Annotated in this window: 18 protein-coding genes; 12 read left to right on the top strand and 6 right to left on the bottom strand. The window is 66.0% G+C overall.

Going from position 1 to position 17,877, the window contains the following annotated elements; genetic code table 11:
- The first annotated feature begins 24 nt into the window (after positions 1-24).
- Positions 25-1,185 (top strand): thiolase family protein, encoded by a 1,161-nt coding sequence (locus RRU_RS17510; protein WP_011391134.1) that lies wholly within the window; start codon positions 25-27, stop codon positions 1,183-1,185.
- Entirely contained in the window at positions 1,182-2,105 is a 924-nt protein-coding gene (gene menA / locus RRU_RS17515) for a 1,4-dihydroxy-2-naphthoate octaprenyltransferase (protein WP_011391135.1), read from the top strand. Before RRU_RS17510 ends, menA begins: the two co-directional genes overlap by 4 nt.
- A gap of 24 nt (positions 2,106-2,129) precedes the next feature.
- On the opposite strand, the gene RRU_RS17520 is transcribed toward menA, so the two are convergent.
- The 4 genes from RRU_RS17520 to RRU_RS17535 form a co-directional block, all read right to left on the bottom strand.
- Positions 2,130-3,167, bottom strand: a complete 1,038-nt coding sequence (locus tag RRU_RS17520) for an alpha-E domain-containing protein (protein WP_011391136.1) — start codon at positions 3,165-3,167, stop codon at positions 2,130-2,132.
- Between the two features lie 4 nt (positions 3,168-3,171).
- Positions 3,172-4,587, bottom strand: a complete 1,416-nt coding sequence (locus tag RRU_RS17525; RefSeq protein WP_011391137.1) for a circularly permuted type 2 ATP-grasp protein — start codon at positions 4,585-4,587, stop codon at positions 3,172-3,174.
- A gap of 211 nt (positions 4,588-4,798) precedes the next feature.
- Positions 4,799-5,824 carry a GGDEF domain-containing protein gene (locus RRU_RS17530; protein WP_014626585.1) on the bottom strand — a complete coding sequence of 342 codons (1,026 nt, stop codon included), beginning with the start codon at positions 5,822-5,824 and terminating at the stop codon, positions 4,799-4,801.
- A 136-nt stretch (positions 5,825-5,960) separates the two neighbouring features.
- Entirely contained in the window at positions 5,961-6,155 is a 195-nt protein-coding gene (locus RRU_RS17535; protein WP_162470633.1) for a ribbon-helix-helix protein, CopG family, read from the bottom strand.
- 217 nt (positions 6,156-6,372) lie between these two features.
- Here RRU_RS17535 and RRU_RS17540 point away from each other — a divergent pair, with 217 nt between their 5' ends.
- Positions 6,373-8,328: a transglycosylase domain-containing protein gene (locus tag RRU_RS17540; protein WP_011391140.1), complete on the top strand. Its 1,956-nt coding sequence runs from the start codon at positions 6,373-6,375 to the stop codon at positions 8,326-8,328.
- Between the two features lie 21 nt (positions 8,329-8,349).
- On the opposite strand, the gene RRU_RS17545 is transcribed toward RRU_RS17540, so the two are convergent.
- Positions 8,350-8,511: a hypothetical protein gene (locus RRU_RS17545; protein ID WP_162470634.1), complete on the bottom strand. Its 162-nt coding sequence runs from the start codon at positions 8,509-8,511 to the stop codon at positions 8,350-8,352.
- A 247-nt stretch (positions 8,512-8,758) separates the two neighbouring features.
- Here RRU_RS17545 and RRU_RS17550 point away from each other — a divergent pair, with 247 nt between their 5' ends.
- The 3 genes from RRU_RS17550 to RRU_RS17560 all read left to right on the top strand — a co-directional run bounded on the left by RRU_RS17550 (position 8,759) and on the right by RRU_RS17560 (position 10,566).
- Positions 8,759-9,541, top strand: coding sequence for a helix-turn-helix transcriptional regulator (locus tag RRU_RS17550; RefSeq protein ID WP_011391142.1), 783 nt, complete (start codon positions 8,759-8,761; stop codon positions 9,539-9,541).
- A 153-nt stretch (positions 9,542-9,694) separates the two neighbouring features.
- On the top strand, positions 9,695-10,315 hold the full coding sequence (locus RRU_RS17555; protein ID WP_011391143.1) for an acyl-homoserine-lactone synthase: 621 nt from the start codon (positions 9,695-9,697) through the stop codon (positions 10,313-10,315).
- Entirely contained in the window at positions 10,315-10,566 is a 252-nt protein-coding gene (locus tag RRU_RS17560; RefSeq protein WP_011391144.1) for a hypothetical protein, read from the top strand. The genes RRU_RS17555 and RRU_RS17560 overlap by 1 nt, the downstream gene beginning before the upstream one ends.
- Positions 10,567-10,664: 98 nt before the next feature.
- Here the strand turns inward: RRU_RS17560 and RRU_RS17565 are convergent, their stop codons facing one another.
- Positions 10,665-11,207, bottom strand: coding sequence for a helix-turn-helix domain-containing protein (locus RRU_RS17565; protein WP_011391145.1), 543 nt, complete (start codon positions 11,205-11,207; stop codon positions 10,665-10,667).
- Positions 11,208-11,451: 244 nt separating this feature from the next.
- Here RRU_RS17565 and RRU_RS17570 point away from each other — a divergent pair, with 244 nt between their 5' ends.
- The 6 genes from RRU_RS17570 to RRU_RS17595 all read left to right on the top strand — a co-directional run bounded on the left by RRU_RS17570 (position 11,452) and on the right by RRU_RS17595 (position 17,847).
- Positions 11,452-11,934 (top strand): RrF2 family transcriptional regulator, encoded by a 483-nt coding sequence (locus RRU_RS17570; RefSeq protein ID WP_011391146.1) that lies wholly within the window; start codon positions 11,452-11,454, stop codon positions 11,932-11,934.
- Between the two features lie 222 nt (positions 11,935-12,156).
- The gene (locus RRU_RS17575) at positions 12,157-13,221 is read left to right on the top strand and encodes a sulfate ABC transporter substrate-binding protein (protein WP_011391147.1); all 1,065 of its coding nucleotides are present in this window, start codon (positions 12,157-12,159) and stop codon (positions 13,219-13,221) included.
- A gap of 4 nt (positions 13,222-13,225) precedes the next feature.
- Complete coding sequence (gene cysT, locus RRU_RS17580; RefSeq protein WP_011391148.1) at positions 13,226-14,077, top strand: sulfate ABC transporter permease subunit CysT; 852 nt, start codon at positions 13,226-13,228, stop codon at positions 14,075-14,077.
- Between the two features lie 3 nt (positions 14,078-14,080).
- Positions 14,081-14,974: a sulfate ABC transporter permease subunit CysW gene (gene cysW, locus RRU_RS17585; RefSeq protein WP_011391149.1), complete on the top strand. Its 894-nt coding sequence runs from the start codon at positions 14,081-14,083 to the stop codon at positions 14,972-14,974.
- A gap of 17 nt (positions 14,975-14,991) precedes the next feature.
- Positions 14,992-16,062 (top strand): sulfate/molybdate ABC transporter ATP-binding protein, encoded by a 1,071-nt coding sequence (locus tag RRU_RS17590; RefSeq protein ID WP_011391150.1) that lies wholly within the window; start codon positions 14,992-14,994, stop codon positions 16,060-16,062.
- Between the two features lie 30 nt (positions 16,063-16,092).
- Entirely contained in the window at positions 16,093-17,847 is a 1,755-nt protein-coding gene (locus RRU_RS17595) for an SLC13 family permease (protein WP_011391151.1), read from the top strand.
- The last annotated feature ends 30 nt before the right edge of the window (positions 17,848-17,877 follow it).

Consider the following 17,877-nt stretch of genomic DNA (forward strand, 5'->3'; position numbering starts at 1 on the left):
CCCTTGGCTCTCCAGGATCCCTCCATGACCGATGCGGTGATCATCGCCGCCCGCCGAACCGCCGTGGGGCGGACGGCGGGCCTGTTCCGGGCGCGCAGCGCCCCCCAATTGGCCGCGCCGGTCATCAACGCCCTGCTCGCCGATTGCCAGCTTGATGGCGCCGATATCGACGAGGTGATCTTGGGCAATGTTCTGCAGGGGGGCAATGTCGCGCGCTCCTGCGCCCTCGAGGCCGGTCTGCCGCCGGCGGTGCCGGCGCTCAGCGTCGATCGCCAATGCGGCTCGGGGCTTGAAGCGATCTTGCAAGCGGCCTGGAAGATCCGCGCCGGGGCGGCCAGGGTTATCCTGGCCGGGGGGGTGGAAAGCACCAGTTGCGCGCCCTGGCGGGTGGAACGGCCGTCCTCGCCCACCGATTTGCCGCGCTTCGTCGCCCAGGCGCCGTTTTCGGGCGGCGGGCACCGCGATCCGTCGATGATCGAAGGCGCCGATGCGGTGGCCGAGACCTGCGGCATCGGCCGCGCCGCCCAGGACGCCTATGCCGCCGGCAGCCATGCCCGCGCCCTGGCCGCCCAGGCGGCCGGCCGCTTCGCCGGGGAATTGGTGTCGGTCTATGGCCCACCCGAGGCCGACGAGGGCCCGCGCCCCGGGCTGACCGCCGCCCGGCTTGGCCGCTTGAAGCCGCTGCGGGCGGGGGGCACCGTCACCGTGGGCAATTCCTGCGCCACCAATGACTGCGCCGCCCTGCTGATGGTGGTCGAGGCCGGCTTCGCCCGCCGCTTGGGGGTAACCCACGCCTTGCGCATCGTTGATGGCGCGGCGGGCGGCGGCGATCCGGCCTTTCCCGGGCTTGGCGCGGTGCCGGCGGCCCGCCATCTGGCCCGGCGGGCGGGGGGGCTGGTCTTCGCCACGCTTGATCAGATCGAATTCAACGAGGCCTTCGCCGCCCAGACCCTGGCCTGTCTGGCCCAGCTTTCGATCCCCGAGGCCCTGGTCTGCCCGGGGGGTGGGGCTTTGGCCCTTGGTCATCCCTATGGCGCCTCCGGGGCGATCTTGATGACCCGGCTGTTCCATGACCTGACGGGCGCCCTGCCGACGGGGGAGCAGCGCCGGGGCATGGCCTTGCTGTCGATCGCCGGTGGCCTGGGGTTGGCGGCCACGGTCGAAACCGTGACCTTCCCGCGATGAAGGACGATCGCCCCCCGCCGACGCCCCAGCGCCCGCCGTCACCTTTGGTGTGGTGGGCGGCCGCGCGCCCACGCACCCTGGGGCTGTCGCTTGCGCCGGTTCTGGTCGGCGCCGCCCTCGCCTGGGCCCAAACGGCAAGCCTGCGCCTTGATGCCGCTTTGATTGCCGGGCTGGCGGCGATGGCCATTCAGATCGGCACCAATCTGTTCAACGACGCCGCCGATTTTCTCAATGGCACCGATCGGGCCGGCCGCATCGGACCGCCCCGGGTGACCCAGCGCGGCTGGCTGTCGGCCGCCGCCGTCCGCCGCGCCGCCTTTGCCGCCTTCCTGCTCGCCGCCTTGGGCGGGATCTATCTGGTCGGACTTGGCGGCCCGCCCATCCTTGGCATTGGTCTGCTCGCCCTGCTCGCCGGCTACGGCTATTCGGATGGGCCCTGGCCGATTTCGCGCGGGCCCTGGGGCGAGGTCATGGTCATCGCCTTCTTCGGCATCGCCGCCGTCGCCGGAACCGCTTTCCTGTGCGGCGGTGGCTGGAGCCTGCCGGCGGTGATCCTGGGCGCGGTGCTCGGCCTGCCCGCCGCCGGGGTCTTGCTGGTCAACAACACCCGCGATCATGACGACGATCGTCTTGCCGGTCGGCGCACCCTGGCGATCCGCCTGGGCCCGGGGAAAGCGCGGACCCTTTACGCCGGGATGCTGGGGCTGGCCTTCGCCCTGCTTGTCACCCTTGGCTTCGTGGCGCCGCCGATGGCCGGGGCCCTGCTCGGGCTGACCTGCCTGCCGCTGGCTTGGCGGGCGGCGCGGCGCTTCGCCCAAGCCACCACGGCGGCCGACTTCGCCGACTGCCTGGGGCGGACGGCGGGGCTGGAAACCGCCCTCGCCCTGACCATCGGCCTCGGGCTGGCGATGCTGTCCTGAGAGGGAAGTCGATCCTTTTTCCCGCTATTGTCTTTGCTGCTGCACGGAGCCGGCCTCTTCAGCTTCGCCGCCGTCATCGGCGCGTTTGGCCTCTTTGGCCTCCTTAACCGGCGTTTGAACCCCGATATCGGCGACCAAATGGAAGGTGCGGCCGATTTCGGCGCTGACGGCGGCGTTATGGGTGATGAAATCGGTCAGGAAGCGGTGCAGGCCGCGCCGGGTGATGTCCTGGATCCGGCCATAGCGCAGCTTGGCGTGCATCTCGCCGGTCAGCCGCGTGCATTCGGCGCCGGGGGCCAGATGTTCGAGCAAATCGTGCAGGTTCTCGTAGCACAGATGCAGCGAACGCGGGAATTCGCGCTTCAGGGTCAGAAGGTCGATGACCTGACGGGGCTTGATGGTGTCGCGGTAGACCATGCGATAGGCCTTCAGCGCCGACATGGCGCGCAACACCGCCCCCCATTGGTAGTAATCCACCGCCTCGTCCAGGCGGTTCTCGTCGGGCATCAGCACGTGGTATTTCACATCGAGCAGGCGGGCGGTGTTGTCGGCGCGCTCGATAAAGGTGCCCAGCCGGGTGAAATGGAAGCCATCGGTCTGAAGCATGGTGCCGATGGTGGTGCCGAGGAACTGGTGGGACCGCTCCTTGACCCATTCGAAGAACTCGCGGAAGCCCCAATCAACCAGCCTCGCATAGCTGAGCGACTGTAGTTCCAGCCAGGTGGCGTTCAGCCCTTCGAACATCTCCTGGGGCAGCACGAAGCGCTCGGCCCGGGCGTTTTCGCGCGCGGCGTGCAGGGTGGAGACGATGCTCGACGGGTTTTCGGGATCGAGCGCCATATAGGCGATGACATTGCCCGCCGTGATCTCCTCGAAGCGCGTCTCGAAATCGGGTTTCTGGCCCGAGATGATCAGGGCGGGTTCCCATTCCACCGCCGCATCCGTGCCATTGCGCGGAAGCTGGCTCATCCGATAGGACACATCCAGGATGCGCGCCATGTTCTCGGCCCGTTCGACGTAACGGGTCATCCAGTAAAGATTGTCGGCGGTGCGACTCAGCATGGGATCAGCGCTCCAATACCCAGGTGTCCTTGGTGCCACCCCCTTGCGAGGAATTGACCACCAGCGAGTCTTTTTCAAGCGCCACCCGGGTCAGCCCGCCGGGCACCACCTGGGTGGTCTTGCCCGCCAGCACGAAGGGCCGCAAATCGACGTGGCGGGGCGCCAGCCCCTGATCGACAAAGGTCGGGCAGGTTGAGAGGGCGAGTGTCGGCTGGGCGATGAAATTGGCCGGATCGGCCAGGATCCGATCCCGATAATCGCTGATCTGCTGACGGCTGGCCCTCGGGCCGACCAGCATGCCATAGCCGCCCGAGCCATGGACCTCCTTGACCACCAACTCCGCCAGATGCTCAAGCACATAGGCGCGGTCGTCGTCGTCATCGAGGTGGTAGGTCGGCACGTTGCGCAGGATCGGCTTTTCGCCCAGGTAGAATTCGATCATCCCCGGGACGAAGTCATAGATCGCCTTGTCATCGGCGATGCCGGTGCCGATGGCGTTGGCCAGGGTGACGGCGCCGCTGCGATAGGCCTCGAACAAGCCGGGCACGCCCAGCATCGAGTCCTTGCGGAAGGCCAGCGGATCAAGGAAATCGTCGTCGATCCGCCGATAGATCACATCGACGCGCTGGGGCCCGGCGATGGTGCGCATGTAAACATGGCCGCCTTCGACGAACAGATCCTGCCCCTGAACCAGTTCGATCCCCATCTCGTCGGCGAGGAAGGCGTGCTCGAAATAGGCGCTGTTGTACTGGCCCGGGGTCAGCACAACAACGGTGGGATTATCGGCATGGTCGGGAGCGCTGTACTGGAGCGTTTTCAACAGTTCCTGGGCGTAATGATTGACCGGGGCCACCGGGTGACGGTTGAACAGCTCGGGAAACAGCCGCGTCATCACATCGCGGTTCTCCAGCATGTAGGACACCCCCGAGGGCGTGCGCAGATTATCCTCGAGCACATGGAACTCGTTCTCGGCGGTGCGCACGATGTCGATGCCGGCGATCTGCACATAGAGGTTTCGCGGCGGCGTGAAGCCGACCATCTCCTTGCGGAACTGGCCGTTGTTGCGCACCAGCCCCTTAGGCACCTTGCCGGCCTTCAGGATCTCCTGATCGTGATAGACGTCGTAAATGAAGCGGTTCAAGGCGTCGACCCGCTGGCAGACACCGCGCGACAGGATGTCCCATTCCTTTTTGCTGATGATGCGCGGCACCACGTCGAAGGGGATCAGCCGCTCGCCACCCTGATTGTCCCCATAAACCGCGAAGGTGATGCCGATGCGGCGAAACAGCACATCGGCCTGGGCGTGTTTTTGCCGCAGGACATCAAGCGGAGTCTGGTTGACCCAGTCGCTATAAAGCCCGTAAGGGGAGCGGATGCCCCCGTCCGGATTGGTCATCTCGTCAAAAGGCCTCGGCGGCATGGCGGACTCCGAATGGAGGAACGGCCTTTTTACGCTTTCGAAAGGAAAGGCCTTCGTCACGCTACGGCCGTGGTCAATTTGCCGTCAATCCAAGAATGCGCCCAACGGAAAGGCATTCTCGTTTCACGTGTCGCCCCCGACCACCTCTCCGGGTGTCGTCGAGGTGGAGAATCCCCTTTTAGGAGCGTTTCGCAACGACGGTGCCGGCGGGTCAGGTGGCGGCGCTCACCCGATTGCGGCCGGCCTTCTTGGCCTGATACAGCCGGTGGTCGGCGGAAGAGAAAAGCGCGGCGAAGTCCGGGTATTGGGGATCGAGTTCGGCGACGCCGATGCTAACGGTGACGGACAAGGAGCCGCCAGGGCCGATCAGGGCGGTGCTTTCGATGGCCTTGCGGATCTTTTCGGCCACCTCGCGGGCCCCGGCCAAATCCGTATCGGGCAGCAAAAGGGCGAATTCCTCGCCGCCGATGCGTGCGATCAGGTCGTTGGCGCGTATCATCCCCTTGATCACATGCGCCACATGACAAAGCACCCCATCGCCGGCCTCGTGGCCGTAGCGGTCATTGATGCTTTTGAAATGATCGAGATCAAGGACCAGCAGCGAAAGCCGGTGCGGCGCCCGGGAGCGCGTCAGAACGGCGCCGCCGAAGGCGTCAAGCAGGCCCCGGCGGTTGGCAAGACCGGTCAGCGGATCGGATTTCGCCAGGGTTTCAAGCTGCCGCGCCGCTTTGGCGCGGGTTCCTTCATAGAAATAAGCCAGCACCGTGCAGCCGGCCAGGGCACCGGCCAGATTGAAGGGCGCGATCCACGAGAAGCCTTGCGCTCCGTCAAGGACGGCCAGGATGGTGACGCCGACCGTCGCCGTGGTCGCGAACACGATGGAGACCAACAGCCCCAGCCGTTGGCCGAGAACGAAGAAGGGAAGCACCGGAAACAGCACGGCCCAGGAAAAAACCGCGTCTTGGGCCTTCCCCCCCAACACCACGGTCAGAATCACCGCCCCGCCGATGATATGGCCGATCAGGGCGGCGACCAGCCGATCGCCGCCCCGGCGCAGAAAGACCCCCAGCGCAAGCAGCGTCGCCGCTCCCAGCGCCTCGACCGTCGCGTCGACCCAATAGCCGGTGAGAAAGAAATCGAAAGGCGCGAAGATCGCGCAGAGCAAGGCGCCGACAAGGAGGCTGCGAGTGATGACATCGTGGCGATGGCGGTCCCTGGCCTCATGGGGGGAAAGCATGGGGGAAACGCCGGCCTCTGATTTCGTGATGGGATCCTCGAGCCGAGGAGGGCTCACCGCACACCGGCTCTCAGCGGTCTATCGGTCTCGCCCGATCGGCGGAAATTACCGGTCTCGCCCGATCGGCGGGCGATGATCACAGGGGCGCCTCCGTCAGAATCGGCCGGGGTTCGTCCTCGCGCAGCGCATCCACCGCCCGGTGATAGGCCTCCCAATTCTCGACATATTCGGCGATCGCCTGGGCGACGCAGTCCTCGGTGGACTTTCCTGCCCTTTTGGCCAGGGCATCCAGCCGGACCCGAAGATCTTCGGGCAAGGGGGGTAGTCTCATGGGGCAAACCCTTTCGGCCTTCGGCGCCTCTTGCGCCGGAGGCTCTCTTCCGGCACTTTCCCTACTCCTTGGACCCCGGCGCGCAAGAATCTCCTTAATCCAGGAAGCACGCCAAACTCCTTGAACCCACAGGATAGAGACAAGCGGCAGGCGCTTCAAGGGGACCGTCGCCCTCATCGACGTCCCCCCCCAACGACGGTTTCCGCCAAGAATCGGCATGGCTCGCAGACCCCAAACAGACCGCATGGCGCCCGTTTTCGAGGCCTCCGCCCCCTCCCGCCCGCCGCTGATCGCCGAGCGGGTGGTGCCGGAGCTAAGCGACGACGCGCCCCGACGCGCCGCCCCCTCGCCGCGCCCGCCGCCCCGTCGCCGCAAGCCCGGTCGCTCACCGGCGCGCAAGGCGCCGCGCCGGCCGCGGCGGCGGTGGGTTTGGCCGCTGATCCGCCTGATGCTGGTCGGGGTGATCTGGATGGTGATCGGTCTGGCCGGGGTGGTCGTATGGTTCGGCCATGACCTGCCCGACCCGGTGACGTCGGCCAATGTGACGCGGCGGCCCTCGGTGACGCTGCTTGCCGCCGATGGCAGCCAATTGGCCTCCTTTGGCGATATCCAGGGCGATACCGTGCGCACGAGCGACGTGCCCCGCGCCCTGGTTCTGGCGATTCTCGCCACCGAGGACCGGCGGTTCTTCAAGCATTTCGGCCTGGATCTGGTGGGTATCGCCCGCGCCAGCGTGGTCAACCTGCGGGCGGGGCGGGTGGTCCAGGGCGGATCGACGCTCACCCAGCAGGTCGCCAAGAACCTGTTCCTGACCCACGACCGCACCTTCAAACGCAAGATCCAGGAGGTCTTGCTGGCGCTGTGGCTGGAACAAACCTTCACCAAGGACCAGATTCTCAGCCTTTATCTCAACCGCGTTTATCTGGGCGCGGGCACCCACGGCGTCGATGCGGCGGCGCGGCGCTACTTCGACCAGCCGGTGGGGCAGATCAATCTTTACCAAGCGGCGTTGCTGGCCGGGCTGCCCAAGGCGCCCTCGCGCCTGAACCCGGTGACCAATCCCGACGGATCGCGGGTTCGCACCCTTCAGGTGCTGCAAAACATGGTCGAGGCCAAGATGATCACCCCGGCCCTGGCCAAACAGGCCGCGGCCTTGGCCGACGGGGCGATTCCCGGCGCCCGGCGCGGCGGCATGGGCAGTTATTTCGCCGATTGGATCCTTGAGCGCGTCGATGATTTCGCCGGCCCCCGCGACCGCGATCTGATCGTGCGAACCACCCTTGATCCGGTGCAGCAGCGCTCGGCCGAGGCGGCGGTGGCCGGGCTGCTCGCCGAAAAAGGCGCGGCGATGAAGGCCAGTCAGGCCGCCCTGGTCGCCCTCGCCCCCGATGGCGCGGTGACGGCGATGGTGGGGGGGCGCGATCACGCGACCAGCCCGTTCAACCGGGCGGCCCAGGCCCGCCGCCAGCCGGGCAGCGCCTTCAAGCCCTTCGTCTTTCTGGCGGGGCTGGAAGCTGGGCTGACGCCCTCGACGATGATGGACGACGCGCCGATCACGGTGAACGGCTGGTCGCCGGGCAATTACAAGGACAAATACAAGGGGCGGGTCAGCCTGACCCAGGCCTTCGCCCAGTCGCTCAATACGGTGGCGGTGCGGGTGAGCGAAACCGCCGGGCGCGGCGCCGTGGTCAAGGTCGCCCATCGCCTGGGGGTTATCGGATCGCTCTCGCCCCTGCCCTCGATCGCGCTCGGCGTCTTCGAGGTCTCGCCGCTGGATCTGACGGCGGCCTATGCCCCCTTCGCCAACGGCGGTTATGCGGTGGTGCCCCACGGCATTCTGAGCATCGCCGATCGCGATGGCGGCCTGCTCTATGAACGCCAGGACAGCGGGCCGCGCCGGGTTGTGGCGCCCGAACTCGCCCGGTCGATGGATACGATGCTAGGCGCCGTGGTGTCCTGGGGAACCGGACGGGCGGCGGGGCTGCCCGATCGCACGGCGCGCGGCAAGACCGGAACCAGCCAGGGATACCGCGACGCTTGGTTCGTCGGCTATGCCGGCAAAACCCTGGCCGGAGTCTGGGTCGGCAATGACGATGGCACGCCGATGCGCGATGTCACCGGCGGTATTCTGCCCACGCAGATCTGGCATGCCTTCATGCTGAACGCCCCGTAAAGCCCCTCCCGAGGGATGGGATTACAGGCCGCGATCAAGAAGACTTTGGCGCGCCCGTTCCAAAAGGAAGGCGACCTCGGGAAGATCCAGGGATTCGGCGCGCCGCCTTAGGAAATCAAGGCAGACCCGCAAGGCGATCGCGTCATCCATAGAATCGCTGTCATTGGGCGATGGGTGGTCCATGGCGATCCCCTTTCGCGCGAATCCTTCGATCGCGGCGCTGGTTCTCATCGGTGATCTCCCAATCAAAGGCTTCGGCGCTTGCAGGGGGCCTTCGACGCGGCATGATCTAAAGTCGTTAGTTGAATAATTTAACAGTCCTTGGTGTTTTCTTCCACCTAGTAAAAACACCGGGATCTGGCGTTCCCCGCATCAAAGGCGCATGATCTAAAAACAAACAAGCGAGATATCATGAAAGGGGGCGGGAGAGATGATGTCTGGCGGCGACGATATTCTTGGGTCTTTTCTAGAAGCTCTCAATGGCACCTCCGACAGCGCCGATCTGACGACGTTACTGACCGGTACCTTCGCCAGGCTGGGCTTTCCCCATTCCTGTTATCACGTGGTCCGCCTTGAAGGCGCGGGCGCCCGCCTGCCCTATGTTCTGCACAACTACAAGGACTCGTGGAGCGAACACTACTTCCGCGAGGGCTTCCTTGAGATCGATCCCGTCTTGGCCACCTGTCCCGACCGTCAGCTTCCCTTCCTGTGGTCCGAGGCGATCGCACCCGAGTCCCTCAGCCACGATCAACGCCGGATGTTTTCCGACGCCCGGGATGCCGGATTGCACGACGGCTATTCGGTGCCGATTCGCGGCAGTCACGGCGAATTCGCCACGGTGACGGTGATCCCCGAACAAGGCGGCGACGCCGCCCGCCGGCTGATCGGCGAGCAAAAGCACCTTGTGCATCTGTTGGCGCTTTATTTCGACCGCCATGCCCGCAGCACGGTGATCAACGCCCGGCTGTCGTCACGTCGGCGCAAGACCGTGCTGTCCCCACGCGAGCAGGAGATGCTGCGCTGGGCGGCGCTCGGCAAGACCTCGTGGGAAATCGCCGAAATCGCCGGAATTTCGACGAAAAGCGTCGAGTTTCACCTGGATAACGCCAAAAAGAAGCTGGGGACCTATTCCAAGACCCACGCCGTGGTCAAGGCCCTGACCCTGGGGCTGGTCACCATGGATGGCCTTGCCGAGCCTTCTTCGCGCGGATAATAAACCCCGTTTTTTCCGGGCGGGAGGGGGACGGTCTATCATCGTACCCCTGGGAAAACCCCGGGGGGGACAATCCCCGGACGTCCTGCCCAGGATTTCTTCGCCTGCCAAATAGGGTGTGATCTACGCGATTATTCGCAAAGGAGATCGCCCATGGTCATCTTGACGGATCGGGAAAACGCGATTTGCAACGCGTTTCTGCTCCATTCTTTCTCCGAATTGCGCCACGAGGTTTTTGTTAATCGCCTGAAATGGCCTTTGCAATGTCCCCCGGGCCGGGAAATCGACCGTTTTGATGATCAGGATGCCGTCTATATGACGATTTCCGGCGTCGGGGGCCGGGTGGTCGCCGGATTGCGGCTGCTTGATACCGTCAAACGCAGCCTGTTGAACGAGGTTTTTCCGATGTTGGTCGACGGGCCGCTGCCCCGCGACCCCAAGGTGATGGATGTGACCCGTTTCGCCGTGGATCACCGGCCGGAATACGTGGAGGGAACGGGCAATCTGTGCGGACTGCTGCTGTGCGCCTTGCAAGATTACGGCTTGGCCCGGGGGTTGACCGGCTATGTCTCGGTCTCGGACGTGCGGATGGAGCCGATCCTGCGGCGCGGCGGTTACCGCTTCCGCCGCATGGGCGGCATGATCGAGATGGACGGCACCGGGGTGGTGGCCCTGGAGGTGGAGATTTCCCCCGAGGTGCGGGCGATCGCCCGGCGGCGGGCGGGTGTGAGCGAGCGGGTGCTGGTGGATGAGCGTTTGAGGAGCGCAGCGTGATGAACGGATACGATGAAACCGTCGATCTGATGGTGCAAGATCCCGAAGTCGACGAGGGAGACGAGATTTGCGACGACACCCCCGACCGCCTTCGCGGGTTGTGGGAGGCTTTGGCTTATCTCGAACAGGAGGCCCAATCGGTCGGCGGGGCCGAGGTGGGCGTTCTGGTGGGATGCACCCGCATCGCCCTGGAAAAACGCTGTGGCGGCTATCCGCCCCCCGAACCCGGTCGCCCCGACCTGCTTCATTGAGGCCATCGGCGGGCGGGTCCCGGATTATCGGGTAAAGAAAAGGCCCGGCCTCGCAAGAGGTCGGGCCTTACACAACGTCGACGCCGCCGGCGAAAGAATCAGGTCGCGGCGCCGGGAAGAATGACGCGCTCGGCCGCGATTTCCTGGGGCGTGGGAACCTGGGTGCCCTCGGGGGCTTCGTAGAGGGGCTTTTCCAGGGTGGCGGCGGTCTTCAGGAAATCAAGATAGCGCTTGCGCACTCGCGGCGTCGTCGCCCAGAAGGCGTAACACAGTTCCAGGGTTTCGGTGCGGACCAGCGGATCTTCGGCGGTGGTCTGGGTGATCGTTTCATCCTGGGCGTCGCGGCGGGCGCGCGGAATCGTCCGATCGACATCGGCGGCTTCCAGATCTTCGAAGAAGAACGAGACGCTGACGCCAAGAATCGTCGCGAAATCCCACAGACGGCTGGAACTCAGGCGGTTGACGCCGCGCTCGTACTTCTGCACCTGCTGAAACGTGATGCCGACCGCATCGGCCAACTGCTGCTGGCTCAACCCGAGAAGCTTACGGCGCAGTCGCAACCGCCGCCCGACTTCCTTGTCGAGGGGGTCGGGGTTGTCGCTGGAGTAGGGCCGCACGTCCGCTTGCTTGCCTTTACGCATGGTTCGTTCCCGTAATAAAAACAGCAGGATTTCACTTTGAACGACAATTTGACTCCAAATCCATCCCCGTGTCTAGCCAATAAGTAATTGAAATACCTTCAAGAGTGCTCCGCCAGCCCAACCATTCCGGGTTGCCGGATCCAAGGTGTTTGGCACCGGGCGCCGGGTGACACCCGCCTTGACGCCGATCTGAAAGCGGCCCATTTTTATTGTCTATAAATCACATGGGGATTTCGGGGCCGTCGTGATATCGCAAAAAGCCAAATACGGGTTTCGGGCTCTCTTCGCTTTGGCCGATGCAGAGGGCGGCCAGTTGAGGATCGAGGATATCGCCGAGCGCCAGCGTATTCCGCGCAAGTTCCTCGAACAGATCCTGCTTGACCTGAAACACCATGGGCTGGTCGTCAGCTTCCGTGGCAAGAATGGCGGCTATGCCCTGCGCCGCGATCCCAAGGATATTTCCTTCACCGAGGTCCTTCGCCTGATCGACGGACCGATCGCCCCCCTGCCCTGCCTCAGCCGCACCGCCTATCGCGCCTGCGAGGATTGCGAGGGCGAGACGGCCTGCCGGATGCGCCTGGTGTTCGGGGCGGCTTACGACCGCATGCTCGAGGTTCTGGAAACCACCAGCCTGGGCGATGCGATGAACGGCCGCCTTGGCGGCGGTCTGTCGCCGCTGATCGACGACACCGACACCCCCGCCGCCCCCCGCGCCCTCAACGCCTGAAACCCGCCCCGCCCTGGAAGTGCGTGCCTTATTCAGACACCGGATCGTCCGTGTCCTGGCCGGATGGACCGACAAACGTCTGGCGAAAAAACGCGCGAGTTGCTGGACAAAGCGCCCTTCTCCCGGCACCCTTTTCCTCAAATACCCTTGACAGGCGAGGCGGAAGCACGCTTAGCTCCTAAACACTACAGATTTTGTAGATTGATAAAAAGGGAGAGTGCGATGACGCGACAGCTAGTGAGCCGTTCCCGCGTATCGGGCCGTCGGCTGATTCCCCTGATCGTCGCCGGGCTTCTGGCGAGCGCGCCGGTGCCGGGATTGATCGCCCAGGCCGAGGCCAAGGACGTAACCCTGCTCAACGTCTCCTATGATCCGACCCGCGAGCTTTACAAGGCGGTGAACGCCGCCTTCGCCGAAAGCTGGAAGGCCAAGACCGGCGACACGGTGATCATCAACACCTCGCATGGCGGGTCGGGCAAGCAGGCCCGCGCCGTGATCGATGGCCTGGAAGCCGATGTGGTGACCCTGGCCCTGGCCTCGGACATCGACGCCATCGCCACCCATACCAAACGGCTGTCCCCCGATTGGCAAAAACGCCTGCCCGACGCCTCGTCGCCCTATACCAGCACGATCGTTTTCCTGGTGCGCAAGGGCAATCCCAAGGGCATCCACGACTGGGACGATCTGGTGCGCGAGGGCGTTCAGGTCATCACCCCCAATCCCAAGACCTCGGGCGGCGCCCGGTGGAATCATCTGGCGGCCTGGGGCTATGCCGAGCAGAAGTTCGGCGGCGATCAGGCCAAGGTGAAGGATTTCATCAAGACGCTTTATAAGAACGTGCCGGTGCTTGATACGGGGGCGCGCGGCTCGACCACCACCTTCGTCAAGCGCGGCCTGGGCGACGTGTTGCTCGCCTGGGAGAACGAGGCCTTCCTGGCCATCGAGGAATTGGGGCCCAACCAGTTCGACATCGTCGTTCCCTCGCTGTCGATCCTGGCCCAGCCCCCGGTCGCCCTGGTTGACGGCGAGGTCGATCGCCACGGCACCCGCGAGGTCGCCCAGGCCTATCTCGAATTCCTCTACACCCCGGCGGCCCAGAAGATCATCGCCCATAACTTCTATCGTCCGGTCAACCGCGAGGCCGCCGATCCGGCCGATATCGCCCGCTTCCCCGAGGTCAAGCTGCTGACCATCGACGATCCGGTGTTCGGCGGCTGGACCAAGGCGCAGAAGGAGCATTTCGACGAGGGCGGTCTGTTCGATCAGATCTATCAGCCCGGTGGCTGACCCGGTGACGCGATCGATCGGCCCCAAGCTGTTGGGCGGTCCCAGGGCCATTCCCGGTTTCGGCATGACCCTGGGGTTCACACTGGCCTACCTTGGCCTTCTGGTGCTGCTGCCGTTGGCGGCCGTGGTGATCAAGGCCGCCAGCCTGGGGCCGGCCGATTTCTGGGCGATCGCCACCGCGCCGCGCACCCTCGCCGCCTTGCGGTTGAGCTTCGGCGCGGCCTTGCTGGCGGCGGCGATCAACATGGTCTTCGGCCTGCTCGTCGCCTGGGTGCTGGTGCGCTATGATTTTCCCGGCCGGCGCATTCTTGACGCCCTGGTCGATCTGCCCTTCGCCCTGCCCACCGCCGTGGCCGGCATCGCCCTGACCGGGCTTTACGCCAACAACGGCTGGATTGGCCAATACTTGGAGCCCCTGGGCCTCAAGGTCGCCTTCGCCCCGGCCGGGGTGGTGGTGGCGCTGACCTTCGTCGGCCTGCCCTTTGTCGTGCGCACCGTTCAGCCGGTTCTGGCCGATCTGGAGCGCGAGGCCGAGGAGGTGGCCGCCACCCTGGGGGCGGGCCGCTGGGACACCTTTCGCCGGGTGCTGATGCCGGCCCTGGCGCCGGCCTTGCTGACCGGCTTCGCCCTGTCCTTCGCCCGCGGTGTCGGCGAATACGGCTCGGTGATCTTCATCGCCGGCAATATTCCGATGGTCTCGGAAATCGCCCCGCTGCTGATCGTCATCAAGCTCGAGGAATTCGACTACCGGGGGGCCACGGCGGTGGCGGCGGTGATGCTGGCCCTGTCCTTCGCCCTGCTTCTGGCGATCAATCTGCTCCAGTCCTGGAGCCGCGCACGCATGACGACGAGGTAGGCGATGGCTGCTTCCCCTTCCTCTTCGGCCGTTCTGCCGACCGACCGTTCGGTGGCCCGCGCGGCGGTTTCCGAGCGGCCGGTGGCGCGCGGCCTGCTGATCCTGGCCGCCGTGCTGTTCCTGTGCCTTTTCTTGCTGCTGCCGCTGGTCGCCGTTTTCGTCGAGGCGCTGTCCGATGGCGTCGCCACCTATTTCCGGGCGCTGACCGATCCCGACGCCATGTCGTCGATCCGCCTGACCCTGATGGTGGCGGCGATCTCGGTGCCGCTCAATCTGGTGTTCGGCGTGGCGGCGGCCTGGGCGGTGGCCAAGCATGATTTTCCCGGGCGCAGCCTACTGGTCACGTTGATCGACCTGCCGTTCTCGGTCTCGCCGGTGATCTCGGGTCTGTGTTACGTGCTGGTCTTTGGCGCCCAGGGCTGGTTCGGCCCCTGGCTGGTCGATCACGGGGTGCGCATCGTCTTCGCCGTTCCCGGCATCGTGTTGGCCACGGTCTTCGTCACCCTGCCCTTCATCGCCCGGGAATTGATCCCCTTGATGGAAGAACAGGGCAGCGACGACGAGGAGGCGGCGCTTTCTTTGGGCGCGACCGGCTGGCAGACTTTTATGCGCGTGACTCTGCCCAATATAAAATGGGGACTGCTTTATGGCGTCTTGCTGTGCAACGCCCGGGCGATGGGCGAATTCGGCGCGGTTTCGGTGGTCAGCGGCCATATCCGGGGCCTGACCAACACCATGCCTTTGCATGTTGAAATTCTTTACAACGAATACAGTTTCGCGGCCGCCTTCGCCGTGGCCTCGCTGCTCGCCGTGCTGGCGCTCGTGACCCTCGTGCTCAAGACGGCATTGGAAAGTCGTCACGGCGCGGATCTCGCCCGCGGCTCGGGCCGCCATTGACGAAAGGGGATCCCGCCATGCGGATCGATATCGAAAACATACGCAAGACCTTCCGCCATGGAACCGCGGCCGCCCTGGCCGGCGTCGATCTGGCGGTGGCTTCGGGTGAACTGGTCGCCCTGCTCGGCCCCTCGGGCTCGGGCAAGACCACCTTGCTGCGGATCATCGCCGGCCTGGAATTCCCCGATGGCGGGCGGGTGTTGTTCGATGGCGAGGACGCCTCGGCCCTGCCGGTGCGCGACCGCCATGTCGGCTTCGTTTTCCAGCAATACGCCCTGTTTCGCCATATGACGGTGCTTGAGAACGTCGCCTTCGGCCTGCGGGTGCGGCCGCGCGGCACCCGGCCCTCGGATGGGGAGATCGATCGCCGGGTTCGCGATCTGCTGACCCTGGTTCAGCTTGAGGGGCTGGAGGGGCGCTATCCGGCCCAGCTTTCGGGCGGACAGCGCCAGCGCGTCGCCCTGGCCCGCGCCCTGGCGATCGAGCCCGGCGTGCTGCTGCTCGACGAGCCCTTCGGCGCCCTTGACGCCCGGGTGCGCAAGGACTTGCGGCGCTGGCTGCGCGACCTGCACGATCGCACCGGCCATACCACGGTCTTCGTCACCCACGATCAGGAAGAGGCCCTGGAACTGGCCGATCGGGTGGTGGTGTTCAGCCAGGGGCGGATCGAACAGGCCGGCAGCCCGGTCGAGGTTTATGACCGCCCGGCCACGCCCTTCGTTTACGACTTCCTGGGGTCGGTCAACCGCCTGCCCGTCGAGGTCCGCGACGGCCACGTCTGGCTTGAAGGCCACGCCCAGCCTTTGGCCAATGGTCAGGCCGTCGACAGCACCGGGCTTTTCACCCTGTATGCCCGCCCCCATGACCTGGGCATCGCCGATCAGACATTGCCGGCGGGCGACGCCCTGCCCGGCATCGTCGCCGCCGTGCGTCAGGCCGGCGCCGTGGTGCGCCTTGATGTGCGGGTCGCCGGTCTTGACCATCTGGTCGAGGTCGAGGTGTCGGCCGGCGATGAGCGCTGGCGGGCCTGGAAAACGGGAAGCCCGGTTGCCCTGGTGCCCGCCCGCTTCGATCTGTTTCCCCGGTAACCGGCGCCGCGCCGGCCGGGGACGGGGGGAATGAGCCTCGATCAGCTTGCGCTTCTCGCCCTGATGGCGACCACCCTGGTCGTGCTGGCCAGCGATCGCCTGCGCTATGATGTGGTGGCGGTCGGCGCGCTGCTGGGCGCGGTGGGTCTGGGGCTGGTGCCGATCGAGCACGCCTTCGCCGGCTTCGCCAGCCCGGTGGTGGTCACCGTCGCCGCCTTGCTGGTGATCGGCAGAACCCTGGTGGCCCTTGGCCTGCTGGAGGGGTTGGCCCGCCGTCTGGCCGATGGCGGGCGCACGCCTTTGGGACTGATCGTGCCGCTCTGCGGACTTGGCGCCCTGGCCGGAGCCTGCCTATCGAGCTTTGGCGCCCTGGCCCTGATGATGCCGGTCGCCCTGGTCGCCGGCACAAGGCGGGGGATCGCCGCCTCGCGCCTATTGCTTCCCCTCTCGTTCTCCACCCTGCTGGGCGGCATGACGACGCTGATCGGCTCGCCGGTCAATCTGCTGATCGCCCAGGCCCGCCAGGACGCCCTGGGGCGGCCCTTCGCCCTGTTCGATTTCGCCGCCGCCGGCCTGCCGGTAGCGGTGGCCGGGCTGCTTTGGCTGGGGCTGGCCAGCTGGCGGCTGCTGCCCGAACGCGGACCGGCGACCACGGCGAGCGGCCTGCCCGAGGGGCTGGAGGTCGGTCCCTATCAGACCGAGGGCCGGGTTGGTGGCGACTCGCCGTTAATCGGCCTGCGGGTGCCGGCTTTCGAGCGAAGCCGGGCGGTGCGCGTTCATGGGGTGATCCGCGGCGGTCTGCGGGTCTTCGCCCGTCCCGCCGATATCGATCTGCGGGCCGGCGATGTCTTGCTGCTGGAAGCCGCCCTGCCGGTTCTCCAAGCCCTGGCGGCGCGCGAGGGCATCCGCCCGGCCCTGCCCGAGGCGCGGGGCGGCGAGGAGATCCTGGAAGCGGTCATCACCCCGGCTTCGATCGCTCTGGGCAGTTGTCCGCTGACCCTTGACGCCCCGGGGCGCTGGCGGGTCGAGATCATGGCGGTGGCGCGCAATGGCCGGCGCTTCGAAGGCGGGCTGGGCGAGTTGAGCCTGATGGTCGGCGATCTGCTGCTGCTGCGCGGCCGCCCCGATCACCTGCAAGAGGCGCTGGCCGCCCTGGACTGCCTGCCTTTGCGCGATCGCGGCATCCGTTTGGCCGGGCGCGGCGGCGCGGTACCGCTGGTGCTGTTCGCCCTGGCGCTAGCCTTGGCCGTGCTCGGGCTGGTTCCCCCACCGGTCGCCTTCGTCGCCGCCCTCTTTGGCATGGTGGTCAGCGGCGCCTTGCCGCTCAGCGAGGTTTACCGGCGGATCGATTGGCCGGTGGTGGTTTTCCTCGCCGCCTTGATCCCGATCGGCGACGCCCTGGCCGAGAGCGGCGCGGCGGCCGGGCTGGCCGGCGGCGTGCTGAAACTGGCCGGCGATATCGGGCCCCATGCCCTGCTGGCGATGACCCTGGCGGCGGCGATGGGACTGTCGCCACTGCTGGGCGGGGTGGCAACGACGCTGATGCTGGCGCCGGTGGTGCTAAGCTTGGCCGCCCAGGCCTCGGTCTCGGCCGATCCCTTCCTGATCGCCGTGGCCATCGGCGCCTCGGCCGATTTTTTCACGCCCTTTGGCCATCACAACAACGCCCTGATCCTCGGGCCGGGCGGCTATCGCTTTCTCGATTACGGTCGGGCCGGATTGCCGCTGGCGCTGATCGTTCTTGGCGTCGCCCTGGCGGTGATCCCCCAGGTCTGGCCCTTCTGAGCCGAGCGGCGGAGGGCGCGAAGGGTTTTC

Origin of the sequence: Rhodospirillum rubrum ATCC 11170, from assembly GCF_000013085.1 — a bacterium.
In the GTDB taxonomy this organism is placed as follows: Bacteria; Pseudomonadota; Alphaproteobacteria; order Rhodospirillales; family Rhodospirillaceae; genus Rhodospirillum; species Rhodospirillum rubrum.

Bases quoted from the DNA above. Each gene is read 5' to 3' on its own strand.
- RRU_RS17510 (WP_011391134.1), top strand. From the start codon at position 25: ATGACCGATGCGGTGATCATCGCCGCCCGCCGAACCGCCGTGGGGCGG.
- menA (WP_011391135.1), top strand. From the start codon at position 1,182: ATGAAGGACGATCGCCCCCCGCCGACGCCCCAGCGCCCGCCGTCACCT.
- RRU_RS17520 (WP_011391136.1), bottom strand. From the start codon at position 3,167: ATGCTGAGTCGCACCGCCGACAATCTTTACTGGATGACCCGTTACGTC.
- RRU_RS17525 (WP_011391137.1), bottom strand. From the start codon at position 4,587: ATGCCGCCGAGGCCTTTTGACGAGATGACCAATCCGGACGGGGGCATC.
- RRU_RS17530 (WP_014626585.1), bottom strand. From the start codon at position 5,824: ATGCTTTCCCCCCATGAGGCCAGGGACCGCCATCGCCACGATGTCATC.
- RRU_RS17535 (WP_162470633.1), bottom strand. From the start codon at position 6,155: ATGAGACTACCCCCCTTGCCCGAAGATCTTCGGGTCCGGCTGGATGCC.
- RRU_RS17540 (WP_011391140.1), top strand. From the start codon at position 6,373: ATGGCTCGCAGACCCCAAACAGACCGCATGGCGCCCGTTTTCGAGGCC.
- RRU_RS17545 (WP_162470634.1), bottom strand. From the start codon at position 8,511: ATGGACCACCCATCGCCCAATGACAGCGATTCTATGGATGACGCGATC.
- RRU_RS17550 (WP_011391142.1), top strand. From the start codon at position 8,759: ATGATGTCTGGCGGCGACGATATTCTTGGGTCTTTTCTAGAAGCTCTC.
- RRU_RS17555 (WP_011391143.1), top strand. From the start codon at position 9,695: ATGGTCATCTTGACGGATCGGGAAAACGCGATTTGCAACGCGTTTCTG.
- RRU_RS17560 (WP_011391144.1), top strand. From the start codon at position 10,315: ATGAACGGATACGATGAAACCGTCGATCTGATGGTGCAAGATCCCGAA.
- RRU_RS17565 (WP_011391145.1), bottom strand. From the start codon at position 11,207: ATGCGTAAAGGCAAGCAAGCGGACGTGCGGCCCTACTCCAGCGACAAC.
- RRU_RS17575 (WP_011391147.1), top strand. From the start codon at position 12,157: ATGACGCGACAGCTAGTGAGCCGTTCCCGCGTATCGGGCCGTCGGCTG.
- cysW (WP_011391149.1), top strand. From the start codon at position 14,081: ATGGCTGCTTCCCCTTCCTCTTCGGCCGTTCTGCCGACCGACCGTTCG.
- RRU_RS17590 (WP_011391150.1), top strand. From the start codon at position 14,992: ATGCGGATCGATATCGAAAACATACGCAAGACCTTCCGCCATGGAACC.
- RRU_RS17595 (WP_011391151.1), top strand. From the start codon at position 16,093: ATGAGCCTCGATCAGCTTGCGCTTCTCGCCCTGATGGCGACCACCCTG.